The sequence below is a fragment of the Legionella erythra genome (assembly GCF_001467615.1).
Taxonomy (GTDB): domain Bacteria; phylum Pseudomonadota; class Gammaproteobacteria; order Legionellales; family Legionellaceae; genus Legionella_C; species Legionella_C erythra.
Genome location: NZ_LNYA01000024.1, coordinates 115,723 through 131,378 on the forward strand (window position 1 = coordinate 115,723; position 15,656 = coordinate 131,378).

The following is a 15,656-nucleotide window of genomic DNA, read 5'->3' on the forward strand; positions in this document are numbered from 1 at the left end:
CTCGTAGCTGCTAAGAAGGTCGCGCACTTCCATCTCAACCAGCTCTAATAATTCTGGATCATCAACCATATCCGCTTTGTTCATAAACACAACAATGTAAGGTACACCAACCTGACGGGACAGCAGAATGTGTTCACGCGTTTGTGGCATCGGACCATCTGCAGCAGAAACCACCAGAATGGCGCCATCCATCTGAGCCGCACCCGTGATCATGTTCTTCACATAATCCGCGTGGCCTGGGCAATCAACATGGGCATAGTGTCTGTTTGCAGATTCGTATTCTACGTGTGCTGTAGAAATGGTAATACCACGCTCTCTTTCTTCTGGTGCAGCATCGATCTGGTCGTATGCTTTTGCCGTCCCGCCATGCAGGTTTGCCATAATCGTTGTAATTGCTGCCGTCAGCGTTGTCTTTCCATGGTCTACGTGACCAATCGTTCCAACGTTTACGTGTGGCTTCTTACGCTCAAACTTTTCCTTCGCCATTTTCTCTATACCTCGTTAACTTAACTTTTATTGTTTCTTGATGATTGCTTCAGCAATGTTATTTGGAGCCTCTGCATACCTGGAGAACTCCATAGAGTAGGTTGCTCTACCCTGTGTTGCCGAACGAACATCGGTTGCATATCCAAACATTTCAGCCAAAGGCACTTCCGCTCGGATAACTTTTCCAGCAGGAGAATCTTCCATACCCTGAACCAAACCACGACGTCTGTTGAGATCACCCATCACATCACCCATGTAATCTTCAGGAGTAACCACCTCTACACTCATGATCGGTTCAAGCAAAACAGGTTTCGCTTTTGCGGCCCCTTGTTTGAAACATTGAGAACCGGCAATTTTAAACGCCATCTCACTCGAGTCCACTTCGTGGAAAGATCCATCAAACAGAGTCACTTTTACATCGACTACTGGATACCCGGCAATAACACCATTTTGCATCTGTTCTTGAATACCCTTGTCAACTGCCGGGATGTATTCTTTGGGAATTACACCACCGACAATGGCATTGACAAACTCATACCCAGCACCCGCATCGTTTGGCTCAATTTTAAGCCATACATGTCCATACTGACCACGGCCACCTGATTGACGAACAAATTTACCCTCTTGTTCAACAGAGGATTTAATTGTTTCGCGATAAGCAACCTGTGGTTTTCCAACATTCGCTTCCACGTTAAATTCACGCTTCATGCGATCTACAATGATCTCAAGATGCAACTCACCCATGCCCTGAATAATCGTTTGTCCTGACTCTTCATCAGTATGAACACGGAATGAGGGGTCCTCCTGAGCAAGCTTGCCTAAGGCAATCGACATTTTTTCCTGGTCGGCCTTGGTTTTTGGCTCTACCGCAACCGCGATAACCGGATCAGGGAAATCCATTCGCTCAAGAATAACCACTGAATCAGGATCACAGAGGGTATCACCGGTCGTCACAGTTTTTAAGCCGACAGCGGCAGCAATATCACCTGCACGAACTTCTTTAATTTCTTCACGCGAATTTGCATGCATTTGAAGAAGACGGCCTATACGTTCTTTTTTACCTTTTACCGAGTTATAAACGGTGTCGCCACTTTTGAGCACACCCGAATAAGCTCGGAAATAGGTTAATGTTCCTACGAAAGGATCCGTTGCAATTTTAAATGCCAGAGCAGAGAACGGCTCGTCATACGACGTTTTGCGTTGAATATCATCCCCGTGCTCGTCATGACCTTTAATAGCTGGAATATCAATCGGCGAAGGCAGATAGTCAACAACACCATCAAGCACAGCCTGCACCCCTTTATTCTTGAAGGCTGAACCACAGAAAACCGGAACCATTTGGTTGGCAATAGTCCGTTGTCTTAATGCCTTTTTGATTTCCTCTTCAGTGAATTCGCCACCTTCCAGGTATTTTTCCATTAACTCTTCAGACGCTTCAGCAGCTGCTTCAATGATCAGTCCGCGATATTCTTCACACTGAGCGCGCATATTATCCGGGATTGGCTTGTATTCAAACGACATGCCCTTATTCTCTTCATCCCAGTGAATCGCCTTCATTTTTATTAAATCAACCACACCAACAAATGCCTCTTCGGCACCAATTGGCAATTGAACAACCACAGGATTTGAACCGAGCCGCTGTTTGATTTGACTGACTACACGCAAGAAGTTTGCGCCCATACGGTCCATTTTATTCACAAACACAACGCGAGGAACACCGTACTTGTCAGCCTGACGCCATACGGTTTCCGATTGCGGCTCAACTCCTGATACAGCATCGAATACAACCACAGCCCCATCGAGAACGCGTAAAGAGCGTTCCACTTCAATCATGAAGTCGACGTGACCGGGCGTATCGATAATATTGATACGATGACGAGCATATTGCTTGTCCATGCCAGCCCAGTAGCAAGTCGTTGCTGCAGAGGTAATCGTGATTCCGCGTTCCTGCTCCTGAACCATCCAGTCCATGGTCGCAGCGCCATCATGCACTTCGCCAATTTTATGTGACATACCGGTATAATACAGAACACGCTCGGTGGTGGTTGTTTTACCAGCATCAACGTGGGCAGCGATACCAATATTTCTGTATAGTTCTAACGGAGTAGACACGGCGTAACCTCTCTGTTAATTCCATCTAAAATGTGCAAAAGCCTGGTTAGCTTTGGCCATTTTATGGGTATCCTCACGCTTCTTCACGGCCGAACCTTTGCTTTCGAATGCATCGATTAATTCGCCTGCCAATCGCAGCATCATTCCTTTTTCACCACGTGAACGCGCAGCTTGAACAATCCAACGCATGCCAAGCGCAATGCTTCTATCCATGCGGACTTCAACAGGAACCTGGTAAGTCGCACCACCCACTCGTCGTGAGCGCACTTCCACGCTGGGTCTTACATTATCAAGAGCCTGCTCGAAGTAATGAAGGACATTAGCAGAGCCCGCACTGGATGATCCAGCTTCTCCACCTTCTTCATCGTTCTTTTTGCTTTTCTTAATGCGTTCATTTAAGAGATCCAGAGCGCCATAGGTAATTTTTTCGGCAATTGATTTTTTGCCACTTACCATCAGGACGTTAATGAATTTCGCTAACAGTTCGCTGTGATGCTTTGGATCAGGCAAAATTTCGCGTTTGGGTACTTCTCTTCTTCTTGGCATTTCAATTTCCTACAATCAGATTATTTCTTGTCTTTCGGCTTCTTGGTACCGTATTTAGAACGACCTTGTTTACGATCGTTGACACCAGACGTATCCAGACTTCCTCGAACGGTATGATAGCGAACACCAGGGAGATCTTTTACCCTACCGCCACGAATTAATACAACAGAGTGTTCCTGCAGATTATGGCCTTCTCCACCGATATAGGAAGACACTTCATAACCATTGGTCAAGCGCACACGTGCTACCTTACGCATAGCAGAGTTTGGCTTTTTAGGGGTGGTAGTATATACACGCGTGCATACACCTCGTCGTTGTGGACAGGATTGCAAAGCAGGGACCTTACTTTTCTCTTCAATGTCTCTGCGAGGCTTTCTTACTAACTGATTAATAGTAGCCATTTATTGTTAACTCCGAACTTTATCTCTTGTCTATATTTTGAATGCATAAGGAGGCCGGATTCTATATAGCTCCGGCAGATTTGTCAAGTCAAACCTGCAGGGACTACTCAATCCAATTTAATCATCATGATTGTCTGCGTTCAGCGCTTCACTCAATGCATGCTCAACATCACTTGCAGTGACGGTATGTCCAGTATGCTCAGTACTTGCAGCTCTGGCTCGTTTTGCCTTACGGCTCTGGTGATAGGCATAACCTGTTCCTGCCGGGATCAGACGACCGACCATCACGTTCTCTTTCAAGCCCCGCAGATCATCAACCTTACCGCTAACAGCCGCTTCGGTCAGTACCCTTGTGGTTTCCTGGAATGACGCCGCTGAAATAAACGATTCAGTGGCTAAAGAAGCCTTGGTAATACCCAGCAATATCGGCGTACCATGCGCGGGTTGTTTACCTTCAGCGACCAGTTTGTCATTCTCTTGCAGCATCAGGCTTTCTTCAACATGCTCGCCCACCAGGAACTTCGAGTCACCGGCAAACGTAATAACCCGTTTACGCAGCATTTGCCGAACAATGGTTTCGATATGCTTGTCGTTGATTTTTACCCCCTGAAGGCGATAAACATCCTGTACTTCGTTAACGATGTAATTGGCCAGCGCACCGACACCAAGCAAACGCAATATATCGTGCGGATTGAGCGGGCCTTCAGCGATTACCTCACCTCGCTCAACATGCTCGCCCTCAAATACTGATATATGACGCCATTTGGGTATTAATTCCTCATGGAACTGATTTTCTGATGCCGTAATAATCAAACGCCGTTTTCCTTTGGTTTCTTTACCAAAGTTCACCAGGCCTGATATTTCAGCCATAACAGCTGCATCCTTGGGTTTTCTCGCTTCAAACAAGTCAGCAACACGCGGCAGACCCCCCGTAATATCACGCGTTTTAGAGCGCTCTTGAGGAATACGGGCGATAACATCACCCACACCCACTATATTACCGTCTTCGAAGTTAATGATTGCATCCACAGGAAGATAATATTGAGCTGGAACATTCGTACCGGCCAGATAAATCTCTTCTCCGTCATCGGATACCAGCTTAACCATAGGGCGCATATCACGACCAGCCGAACTGCGTTGCTTGGCATCGATGACCACAATGTTACTCAGACCTGTTATTTCATCGGTCTGGCGATTCATCGTAATGCCTTCGATTAAGTCAATAAACTTCAGTTTACCGCTTACCTCGGAAATAACCGGGTGCGTATGCGGATCCCAGCTGGCAATCACTTGCCCTGCTTCTACAGCCATGTTGTCATGAACGGTCAACACAGAACCATAAGGCAGTTTGTAGCGTTCACGCTCACGGCCAAAGTCATCAACAATTGACACTTCACCTGAACGGGATACAGCAACCAGGTTGCCATTTTCGTGAGTAACCGTCTTGATATTGTGCAGACGGATAACCCCTTTATTCTTAATCTGGATATTATTAGCCGCTGTTGCCCTTGATGCCGCACCCCCGATATGGAAAGTACGCATCGTTAACTGGGTACCTGGCTCACCGATTGATTGGGCCGCAATAATACCGACTGCTTCCCCGGTATTGACCAGGTGGCCACGAGCCAGATCACGCCCATAGCACTTGGCGCATAAACCAAAACGGGTTTCACAAGTAATCGGTGAACGAACCAGAATCTGATCGACACCAAGCTTTTCAAGCTTCTCGACCCAGTCTTCATCCAACAGCGTACCGGCAGTTACAACCGCGTCTTCCTGATTAGGGATATAAACATCCGTTGCGACGACACGCCCCAATACCCTTTCATGCAAGGGTTCAACAATGTCCCCGCCCTCAATCAGAGGCTGCATGAGAATACCGTTTTCGGTTCCGCAATCATCCTGGGTAATCACAACATCCTGAGCAACATCCACCAGACGTCTTGTCAGATAACCGGAGTTCGCTGTTTTTAAGGCGGTATCGGCCAAACCCTTACGCGCACCGTGAGTGGAAATAAAGTACTGGAATACGTTCAATCCTTCGCGGAAGTTAGCTGTAATTGGCGTTTCAATAATAGAACCGTCTGGTGCCGCCATCAATCCCCGCATACCAGCGAGCTGACGGATCTGGGCTGCCGATCCCCTCGCTCCGGAGTCAGCCATCATAAAGATGGGGTTGAATGATTCCTGTCGAGTTGTATTCCCTTCACGGTCAATCACTTCTTCCGTCGCGATTTTGCTCATCATCGATTTGGCCACCATTTCGTTGGTACGCGACCAGATATCGATGACCTTGTTATAACGTTCGCCATTGGTGACCAGACCAGAACGGAATTGCGATTCAATTTCTCGCACTTCATTATCGGCCTGTTCAATAATAGTGGCCTTGTCGTCTGGAATCTCCATGTCCTCGATTCCAATCGACGCACCGGCACGTGTGGCGTATTTAAAGCCGGTATACATAAGCTGGTCAGCAAAAATGACCGTCTCTTTCAAGCCAAATCTACGGTAGCAATGGTCAACAACACGTGAAATGACTTTCTTGGTCATGGTGCGGTTGATTTGAGAAAATGCCATGCCTTTAGGCAAAATGTCAGCCAAGATAGCGCGTCCCACTGTCGTATCAACCAGGTGTACGCCATCGTTTTCACCGTTTGTGGCATCTTCATTATCTTTGGGCATACGAACTTTAATCTTGGCGTGAATATCAATGTATCCCGCTTCGTAAAAATTCTGGGCTTCCTGAGCGCTGACAAAAATTTTGCCCTCACCTTTGGCATTAATACGTTCACGGGTCAGGTAATAAAGACCGAGTACCACGTCCTGACTGGGAACAATAATCGGCTCCCCGCTCGCGGGGGACAGAATATTATTAGTAGACATCATCAGGGAACGGGCTTCCAACTGCGCTTCCAGGGTTAATGGAACATGCACAGCCATCTGGTCACCGTCGAAGTCGGCGTTATAGGCAGTACAAACAAGCGGATGGAGCTGAATAGCCTTGCCTTCGATTAACACCGGCTCAAACGCCTGAATACCTAAGCGGTGAAGTGTAGGCGCTCGGTTTAAAAGAATAGGATGTTCGCGAATAACATCATCAAGGATATCCCATACAATGGGTTCTTCGCGCTCTACCATTTTCTTGGCGGCTTTAATTGTAGTCGCAAGACCTCTAAATTCCAGCTTGCTGAAAATAAACGGTTTGAACAGCTCCAGAGCCATTTTTTTCGGCAGACCACATTGGTGCAAGCGTAAAGTAGGACCGACCACGATAACCGAACGACCGGAGTAATCTACCCGCTTACCCAAGAGGTTTTGACGGAAACGGCCTTGCTTCCCTTTAATCATGTCTGCCAGGGATTTTAATGGACGCTTGTTAGTTCCTGTAATCGCTCGACCACGGCGGCCGTTATCGAGCAGCGCGTCAACCGATTCCTGCAGCATCCGTTTCTCATTACGGACAATGATGTCAGGGGCGTTCAGATCCAGTAATCGCTTTAGGCGGTTATTGCGGTTAATCACGCGACGGTATAAATCGTTCAAGTCGGATGTGGCAAAACGTCCGCCATCAAGCGGCACTAAAGGCCGAAGATCAGGCGGCAATACGGGCAGGACATCCATAATCATCCATTCCGGTTTGTTACCCGACTCGTAAAATGCTTCGATCAATTTTAAACGTTTCGTGATCTTCTTAATTTTGGTTTCAGAATTGGTTGTAGGCAATTCTTCACGCAATGTTCGAATTTCTTCTTCAAGATCGATCTGGCGCAATAAATCACGGATGGCTTCTGCACCCATGCGAGCATCGAATTCATCACCGTATTGTTCCATTGCTTCCAGATACACTTCATCATTCAGCAATTGCCCGCGCTCTAACTCGGTCATACCGGGGTCAACTACGACAAATGCTTCAAAATAAAGAACGCGCTCGATATCACGCAGCGTCATATCCAGCAACAAGCCGATTCTGGAAGGCAGTGATTTCAGGAACCATATATGAGCCACCGGACTGGCCAGTTCAATGTGTCCCATTCGTTCACGGCGAACTTTAGCCAATGCCAGTTCAACCCCACACTTTTCACAAATCACGCCGCGGTGCTTGAGTCGCTTGTACTTACCGCATAAACATTCGTAATCCTTCACTGGACCAAAGGTTTTTGCGCAAAATAAGCCATCACGCTCCGGCTTAAAGGTACGGTAATTAATGGTCTCGGGTTTTTTTACTTCGCCATAAGACCAGGATCGAATTAATTCAGGTGAAGCCAGTGCAATTTTAATTGCATCGAATTCTTCACTTTGCCCTTGTTGTTTGAGGATGCCAAGCAAATCACTCATTACAGGTGCTTTTCTCATTGGGTCGCTGCTTAGATTAGCCAAGTCTATGCCTCCAAAAATGTGTTTATCAGAATTGATCGCTGAACGTATTAGTCGTGGTTCAGTTCGATATCAATACCCAATGCTCTAATTTCCTTCAGTAATACATTGAAGGATTCAGGCATTCCAGGATCCATACGATGATCACCATCAACTATATTTTTATATATCTTAGTTCGTCCTCCGACATCGTCTGATTTAACCGTTAACATTTCTTGCAACGTATAAGCCGCACCATAAGCTTCCAATGCCCAGACCTCCATTTCCCCGAAACGCTGGCCTCCGAACTGAGCCTTACCGCCAAGCGGTTGCTGGGTAACCAGACTATACGAGCCGGTGGAACGGGCGTGCATCTTGTCGTCCACAAGGTGATTCAGTTTGAGCATGTACATGTAACCGACAGTCACAGGGTTATCAAATGTTTTACCTGTGCGCCCGTCGATCAATGTGGTTTTTCCATCAGCTGGCAAACCAGCCAGTTCCAGCATGGATTTAATTTCTGCTTCGCTGGCACCGTCAAATACCGGTGTCGCCATGGGAACACCAGCACGCAGGTTATCAGCAAGGATAGCCACCTCATTGTCGTCAAGCTTTTGCAGATCAACGCGTTGGACGCCATCATGATTATAGATCTTGCCTAAAAATTCACGAATCTGCTTCACCGGCTTGTTGCTGTGAACTAAATCGGCAATGCGTTGCCCCAAACCTTTGGCAGCAAGACCAAGGTGAGTTTCAAGAACCTGACCAATGTTCATACGAGATGGTACGCCTAATGGGTTCAATACGATATCCACCGCGGTACCATCAGCCATATAAGGCATATCTTCCACCGGAACCACAATGGAAATAACCCCTTTGTTTCCGTGACGACCGGCCATTTTATCGCCTGGCTGGATGCGTCGCTTAACGGCCAGATAAACTTTAACAATCTTTAACACACCAGGTGCCAAATCATCGCCCTGAATAATCTTCTTGCGGCTGTCATTAAAGCGCTTTTCCATCTCTTTACCGAGCAACTCAAGCTGCTTGGACAATTGTTCCAATTGCTGACTAATGACTTCATCATCCACACGCACATCAAACCATTTGCTTCTATCAACTTTCTGCAAATAAGCTTCCGTGATTTTAGAGCCTGGTTTCATGCTGGCTGGTCCGCCTGCTGCTGTTTTGTTAAGCAACAAATTGTAAACACGATGATAGATGTCTTCTTCACGAATACGTCGTTCGTCAATAAGGTCTTTGCGGACACGAGCCAGATGCTCTTCCTCGATGCTCTTGGCACGCTCATCTTTTTCCAAACCATCACGTGTAAAAACCTGAACGTCAATAACCGTTCCGTTCATACCGGAAGGAACGCGTAATGAAGAGTCTTTTACATCCGAGGCCTTCTCACCGAAAATCGCTCTTAACAATTTTTCTTCTGGCGTTAATTGAGTTTCGCCTTTTGGCGTTACTTTACCAACAAGAATATCGCCTGCGGATACCTCAGCACCAATATAAACCACACCGGACTGATCAAGATTAGCCAGCGCGGATTCTCCGACATTGGGAATATCAGCGGTGATCTCTTCTGTTCCCAGTTTGGTATCCCGTGCGATACAGGTTAATTCTTCAATATGAATCGTGGTGAAGCGGTCTTCCTGAACAATGCGCTCAGAAATCAAAATCGAGTCTTCGAAGTTATAACCGTTCCAGGGCATAAACGCGACAAGCAGGTTTTGACCCAACGCCAACTCACCCATATCAGTGCAGGGACCATCGGCCAGGACATCACCCTTTTGAATGCGATCGCCCGTATTAACAATAGGCCGCTGATTAATGCAGGTATCCTGGTTCGAACGGAAATATTTCGTCAGGTTATAAATGTCTACCCCGGTTTCGCCTGCGGTGGTTTCGTCATCGTTTACACGAACAACAATACGAGAGGCATCGACCAAATCAATGACACCACCTCGTTTAGCGACAACCGAAACCCCGGAATCAGAAGCAACTGTACGCTCCATTCCCGTACCAACCAGCGGTTTTTCAGAACGCAGCGTTGGAACCGCCTGCCGTTGCATGTTTGAACCCATTAACGCACGGTTCGCGTCATCATGTTCAAGGAACGGAATCAAGGAGGCTGCTACCGATACGATCTGTTTGGGTGAGACATCCATGTAATTAATTTTATCAGGTGTCGTTAATGAAAATTCATTTTGATGACGGCAGGGAACCAGATCAGCAAGAATCTTGCCCTTCTCATCAACTGCAACACTGGACTGAGCAATGTATTGATCAACTTCCTCAATAGCTGACAGGTATTCAATTTCATCCGTCACGTGACCGTCGACTACTTTACGGCAAGGTGTTTCAATAAAGCCGTAATCGTTAGTGCGTGCATAAACAGAGAGTGAATTAATCAAACCGATGTTTGGACCTTCAGGGGTTTCAATCGGGCAAACACGGCCATAATGGGTGGTATGAACGTCGCGGACCTCAAATCCTGCACGTTCACGAGTCAAACCGCCTGGGCCAAGTGCCGAAACACGGCGCTTGTGTGTAACACCAGAAAGCGGATTAACCTGATCCATAAACTGAGATAACTGGCTAGAACCAAAAAACTCTTTGATTGCTGCAGAAACAGGTTTGGCGTTAATCAAATCCTGGGGCATCAGATTTTCAGATTCAACCAGGCTTAAACGCTCTTTGACCGCTCGCTCAACACGGACCAAGCCGACACGAAACTGGTTTTCTGTCATCTCGCCGACACTGCGCACCCGACGGTTACCCAGATGATCGATATCATCAACCATGCCAATGCCGTTACGAATATCAATTAATGTTTTGATAACTGCGAGGATATCTTCTTTTGTTAACGTGCCTGGACCCTGATCTTCTTTACGGCCAACGCGGCGGTTAAATTTCATACGGCCGACAGCGGATAAATCGTAACGATCTTCAGCAAAGAAGAGGTTCTTAAATAAAGCTTCCGCCGCTTCTTTGGTTGGCGGTTCACCAGGACGCATCATACGGTAAATTTCTACCAGTGCTTCAAGCTGACTATTGGTGGGATCAATTTTTAAAGTATCCGAAATATAAGAACCATGATCCAAATCATTGGTGTAGATCATTTCGAACGACAAAATGCCATGCTCAGCCAATTGATCCAGTAATTCAGACGTCACTTCATCATTGGCATTAGCCAATACTTCGCCTGTTTCGGTATTGACAATGTTTTTAGCCAATATCTTACCGACTAAATAATCCTGCGGGACCACGAGATCCTGCATATTGCTCTTTTCCATCATTTTAATATGACGGGCAGTAATACGGCGGCCTTGCTCAACAATCAACTCGCCCGTTTCAGGCACAGCAATATCAAATGAAGCAATCTCACCCCGTAAGCGGGCAGGGATCAAATTAATATGGAATTCACCATTGCGTAACTGGCAAACGGTCGATTCAAAAAACTCGGCAAGGATATTTTCAACTTCATAACCCAGTGCGCGCAGTAAAATGCTGACCGGTAATTTCCTACGGCGGTCAATGCGCACGAAAACACAATCTTTGGGGTCAAATTCAAAATCAAGCCATGAACCACGGTATGGGATAATACGGGCGGAATAAAGCAATTTACCGGAAGAATGAGTCTTGCCGCGATCATGTTCAAAGATAACACCTGGGGAGCGATGGAGCTGCGAAACGACCACACGCTCGGTACCATTAACGACAAACGTACCCACATCCGTCATTAATGGGATTTCACCCATGAATACGTCTTGTTCACGGATATCTTTAATGGGCTTTGGTTCACCAGCCGCATCTTTATCAAGTACAACGAGTCTGATTTTAACACGCAGAGGGGCGGAATAAGTTAAACCGCGTAATTTACACTCTCTTACGTCAAAGGCGGGTTCGCCCAATTTGTAACCCACATATTCTAAACGGGCGTTACCGGAAAAACTTTCAATAGGAAATACGGATGAAAATGCTGCATGCAAACCTGTTTTCTGTTCTGAGTTGGCTTTTGAGTCAGCTTCCAGGAAATCTCGATAGGACTTTAATTGAATGTCCAGGAGATTGGGAATCGCCATCTTGTCAGCTTGCCTGCCAAAGCTCTTACGAAATCGCTTCTTCTCGGCGTGAGAATAGTGTTGAGGTTTAGCTTCTGCAGTTGCCATGGTAGTTCCTCTGTAAATTATTGATCATCAAACACACAAACCCAGCCATGTAACCATGGCCGGGTTCTGAAATAGAGACGTATAATTATTACTTAACGTCAACAGTCGCGCCAGCTTCTTCCAGATCTTTCTTGATGCTAGCTGCTTCGTCTTTTGATACACCTTCTTTAACAGTAGCCGGTGCACCTTCAACCAGGTCTTTGGCTTCTTTTAAGCCTAAACCGGTAATGTTACGAATGACTTTGATGACGCCAACTTTGTTAGATCCAAAGCTTGTCATAACCACGTCAAATTCTGTTTTTTCTTCAGCAGCAGCAGATGCACCAGCAGCAGCGGGGGCAGCGACAGCTACAGCAGCAGCGGCAGCAGAAACGCCGAATTTTTCTTCCATTGCCTCGATCAACTCAACAACTTCCATTACGGTCATGTTAGAGATTGTTTCAAGGATCTCATTTTTTGATACAGCCATTACTAGCTCCTAATTAAATATAATCGATTATCGGAATTTTACTGTTCTTTTTTGTCTTTAATTGCAGCAACCGTTCTAACCAGTTTGGCATGCGGCTCGGCAAGTGTACGGACAAATTTCTCAATAGGCGCTTTCATCACAAACATCAGTTTGGCTAATGCCTCATCTTTAGTCGGTAAGCTGGCCACTGCATCCAATTGATCAGCACCATAGACTTTACCGCCCACAGATAATGCTTTGATTTCAAGCTTGTCAAATGTTTTTACGAAATCCTTTAATAATCGTGCGGCATCACTTGGTGCTTCAAGCGATAACGCAATAAATAAAGGACCAACCAATTTATCACTCAAGCAGGAAAAATCGGTGTTTTCAAAGGCTCTACGGGTTAGCGTGTTTCTAACCACCCTCAGATAAACACCGGATTTGCGTGCCTGGGTACGCAATTGGGTCATTTGGTTTACAGTCAAACCGCGATAATCAGCAACCACAGCCGAAATAGCCTTAGAAGCAACTGCATTTACTTCTTCGACAACAGCTTTCTTTGCAGCTAATGTTATCGTCACGTTAGTGACCTCCTAAGTTGTGCAAATCCTAATGATTTGACAGTTATGGTGGCCGTCTCAGAATAACTTCTGTTCCGGTTCACCGTCTGCGCAGGATAATTAAGCATTTCTGCACCTGCGGTCTTCGACGGCATGGAACGAGTCTATGCCGTGAATTCGAAATTCAGGTCAGATATATTACACAGGTAATGATGCAATATCAATAGGCAATCCAGGACCCATTGTGGTTGATAAGGTAATTTTTTTCAAATATACCCCTTTAGATGAAGCTGGTTTTGCTTTTTTCAAGTCAACCATTAACGCAGTAATGTTTTCAATCAGATCGTCTGCGGTGAAATCAATTTTACCCACAGTACAATGAATGATACCGTTTTTATCCGTGCGATAACGAACCTGACCTGACTTGGCATCAGTGACTGCTGCTTCGACGTTAGTCGTGACTGTACCTACTTTTGGATTAGGCATCAGACCGCGTGGACCAAGAATTTGACCCAATTGACCGACGATGCGCATGGCATCAGGTGTAGCGATGACGACGTCAAAATCCAATTCGCCAGCTTTAATTTTATCCGCTAAATCTTCAAATCCAACCAGATCCGCACCAGCATTCTTAGCCTTGGTGGCATTATCGCCTTGTGCGAATACTGCTACACGGACAGTCTTACCTGTACCTTTTGGCAGATTGGTTGATGTTCTAACGACCTGATCCGATTTTCTCGGATCGACGCCCAGATTAACGCTAATATCGACGCTCTCTCTGAATTTGCTGCTTGCAAACTCTTTCAGAATTTCAATGGCTTCAGCTGGATTGTACAAATAATTGGTTTTTACTTTTTCACGAATTTTCTGTTGCTTTTTACTTAAACTTGCCATGGTAGTGCCCCTTATTATCAACCTTCAACTTCGATACCCATGCTACGGGCAGTTCCAGCAATGGTGCGTACCGCTGCATCTAAACTTCCGGCAGTTAAATCGGGTTCTTTTGTTTTGGCAATTTCTTCGAGATCAGCTCGCTTCAACGTTGCCACCTTCTTCGTATTGGGGTTACTACTACCGCTTTGCAAACCCGCCTTCTTTTTCAATAAGACCGATGCCGGGGGTGTTTTAGTAATAAAGGTAAAGCTGCGATCACTATATACAGTAATAACAACAGGGATGGGCAAACCTGCTTCCAAATTCTGGGTAGCCGCATTAAAGGCTTTACAGAATTCCATAATGTTTACGCCGCGCTGACCCAGAGCAGGACCTACTGGAGGGCTTGGATTAGCCTTTCCTGCGGGGATCTGTAACTTGACATAACCTTCAACTTTTTTAGCCATGATGACTCCTTATGGGTATAGCGCCAATGTCTGATTGGTAATCAGTGTTTGGCTTCCCGTTACTAACAAAGATCAGGTCTTTTCAACCTGACTAAACTCCAGCTCGACAGGAGTGGAGCGACCAAAAATGAGAACGGCAACACGTAAACGGCTTTTCTCATAATTGACCTCTTCGACGACGCCGTTAAAGTCAACGAAAGGACCTTCCTTCACTCTAACGACTTCGCCTGGTTCAAACAAAATTTTTGGCTTAGGCTTGGTTACACCATCTTCAACACGCTGTAAAATCGCACGGGCTTCTTTATCGCTGATTGGCGTAGGGGTTTGGCTTGTACCACCAATAAAACCAAGCACTCGCGGGATGGCTCTGATCATATGCCAGGTGGCATCATCCATCACCATATTGACAAGAACATAGCCAGGGAAGAATTTGCGGGTGCTTTTACGTTTTTGCCCCGCTCTCATTTCAACCACTTCTTCAGAAGGGACAACAACCTCACCTATCTTATCTTGCAGTTGATGGTGCTCCGCACGTGATTTTATTTCTCGCATGACAAAATTTTCATAGCCTGAGTAGGCATGAACAACATACCACTGCTTTGACTTTTGTTCTTCAACCTTATTCTGTTCTTCCACCTTGATCTCAACCTAAATGTGTTATTTTAGCAATGACCCACATCATTGCAGAATCAACGCCCCACAAAATAAAACCAGTCACAGCAACCATAATCATAACGATTGACGTTGTCTGTACTGTTTCTTGTCGGGAGGGCCAAACCACTTTTTGTAGTTCTACTTTGGCTTCGTTTGCAAATTCAAAAACCTGCCGCCCTTTGTTGGTAAAAAATGCAAGTATAGCACATCCAACCAGCCAACCGATCCATATAATAATTTTAACCGGCGCGGAATAAGAATAATAATAGGTAACAAAAAAAGCACCCGCAGTTAGCAATAGTATTCCTAACCACAAGATTGCTTCTTTGAATGTAAATCTTGAATTTGATGAATTAGTCATATGTATTCTGTTAGTTGGCAGGCCAGGAGGGAATCGAACCCCCAACCTGCGGTTTTGGAGACCGCCACTCTGCCAATTGAGCTACTGGCCTAACTTAACATGTTGGGTGCAAACCCAGTTTGCACCCAAACCATCAATTACTCGATGATTTTTGCAACAACACCCGCACCAACGGTACGGCCACCTTCACGAATCGCGAAACGTAAACCTT

General features: G+C 46.0%; 13 protein-coding genes and 1 tRNA gene. All 14 read right to left on the reverse strand.

All coding sequences use genetic code 11. The features are described 5' to 3' along the window. Positions 1-486 (reverse strand): GTP-binding protein (locus Lery_RS07380; RefSeq protein ID WP_156412485.1); only part of this gene is annotated, 486 nt, incomplete at its 3' end. Positions 487-513: 27 nt separating this feature from the next. Beyond that, positions 514-2,598: an elongation factor G gene (gene fusA, locus Lery_RS07385; RefSeq protein WP_058526624.1), complete on the reverse strand. Its 2,085-nt coding sequence runs from the start codon at positions 2,596-2,598 to the stop codon at positions 514-516. Between the two features lie 15 nt (positions 2,599-2,613). Next, the gene (gene rpsG / locus Lery_RS07390; protein ID WP_058526625.1) at positions 2,614-3,144 is read right to left on the reverse strand and encodes a 30S ribosomal protein S7; all 531 of its coding nucleotides are present in this window, start codon (positions 3,142-3,144) and stop codon (positions 2,614-2,616) included. A gap of 20 nt (positions 3,145-3,164) precedes the next feature. After that, positions 3,165-3,545: a 30S ribosomal protein S12 gene (gene rpsL / locus Lery_RS07395; RefSeq protein WP_058526626.1), complete on the reverse strand. Its 381-nt coding sequence runs from the start codon at positions 3,543-3,545 to the stop codon at positions 3,165-3,167. Between the two features lie 117 nt (positions 3,546-3,662). After that, positions 3,663-7,880 carry a DNA-directed RNA polymerase subunit beta' gene (gene rpoC, locus Lery_RS07400; RefSeq protein ID WP_058526627.1) on the reverse strand — a complete coding sequence of 1,406 codons (4,218 nt, stop codon included), beginning with the start codon at positions 7,878-7,880 and terminating at the stop codon, positions 3,663-3,665. 89 nt (positions 7,881-7,969) lie between these two features. Beyond that, a complete protein-coding gene (gene rpoB, locus Lery_RS07405; RefSeq protein WP_058526628.1) occupies positions 7,970-12,079 on the reverse strand; it encodes a DNA-directed RNA polymerase subunit beta in 4,110 nt (1,369 codons plus the stop codon). Positions 12,080-12,167: 88 nt separating this feature from the next. Further along, positions 12,168-12,548, reverse strand: coding sequence for a 50S ribosomal protein L7/L12 (rplL, locus tag Lery_RS07410; protein ID WP_058526629.1), 381 nt, complete (start codon positions 12,546-12,548; stop codon positions 12,168-12,170). Between the two features lie 38 nt (positions 12,549-12,586). Next, positions 12,587-13,111: a 50S ribosomal protein L10 gene (rplJ, locus tag Lery_RS07415; RefSeq protein WP_058526630.1), complete on the reverse strand. Its 525-nt coding sequence runs from the start codon at positions 13,109-13,111 to the stop codon at positions 12,587-12,589. A gap of 177 nt (positions 13,112-13,288) precedes the next feature. Then, positions 13,289-13,984: a 50S ribosomal protein L1 gene (rplA, locus tag Lery_RS07420; RefSeq protein ID WP_058526631.1), complete on the reverse strand. Its 696-nt coding sequence runs from the start codon at positions 13,982-13,984 to the stop codon at positions 13,289-13,291. Positions 13,985-14,001: 17 nt separating this feature from the next. Further along, positions 14,002-14,430 carry a 50S ribosomal protein L11 gene (rplK, locus tag Lery_RS07425; protein WP_058526632.1) on the reverse strand — a complete coding sequence of 143 codons (429 nt, stop codon included), beginning with the start codon at positions 14,428-14,430 and terminating at the stop codon, positions 14,002-14,004. A gap of 72 nt (positions 14,431-14,502) precedes the next feature. After that, a complete protein-coding gene (gene nusG, locus Lery_RS07430; RefSeq protein ID WP_058526633.1) occupies positions 14,503-15,066 on the reverse strand; it encodes a transcription termination/antitermination protein NusG in 564 nt (187 codons plus the stop codon). Positions 15,067-15,073: 7 nt separating this feature from the next. Then, the gene (gene secE, locus Lery_RS07435) at positions 15,074-15,445 is read right to left on the reverse strand and encodes a preprotein translocase subunit SecE (RefSeq protein WP_058526840.1); all 372 of its coding nucleotides are present in this window, start codon (positions 15,443-15,445) and stop codon (positions 15,074-15,076) included. Between the two features lie 15 nt (positions 15,446-15,460). Beyond that, positions 15,461-15,536, reverse strand: a tRNA-Trp gene (locus tag Lery_RS07440). Positions 15,537-15,582: 46 nt separating this feature from the next. Beyond that, positions 15,583-15,656, reverse strand: a 74-nt coding sequence (locus Lery_RS15865) for an EF-Tu C-terminal domain-related protein (protein ID WP_202814033.1), incomplete at its 5' end; no start/stop codon positions are given.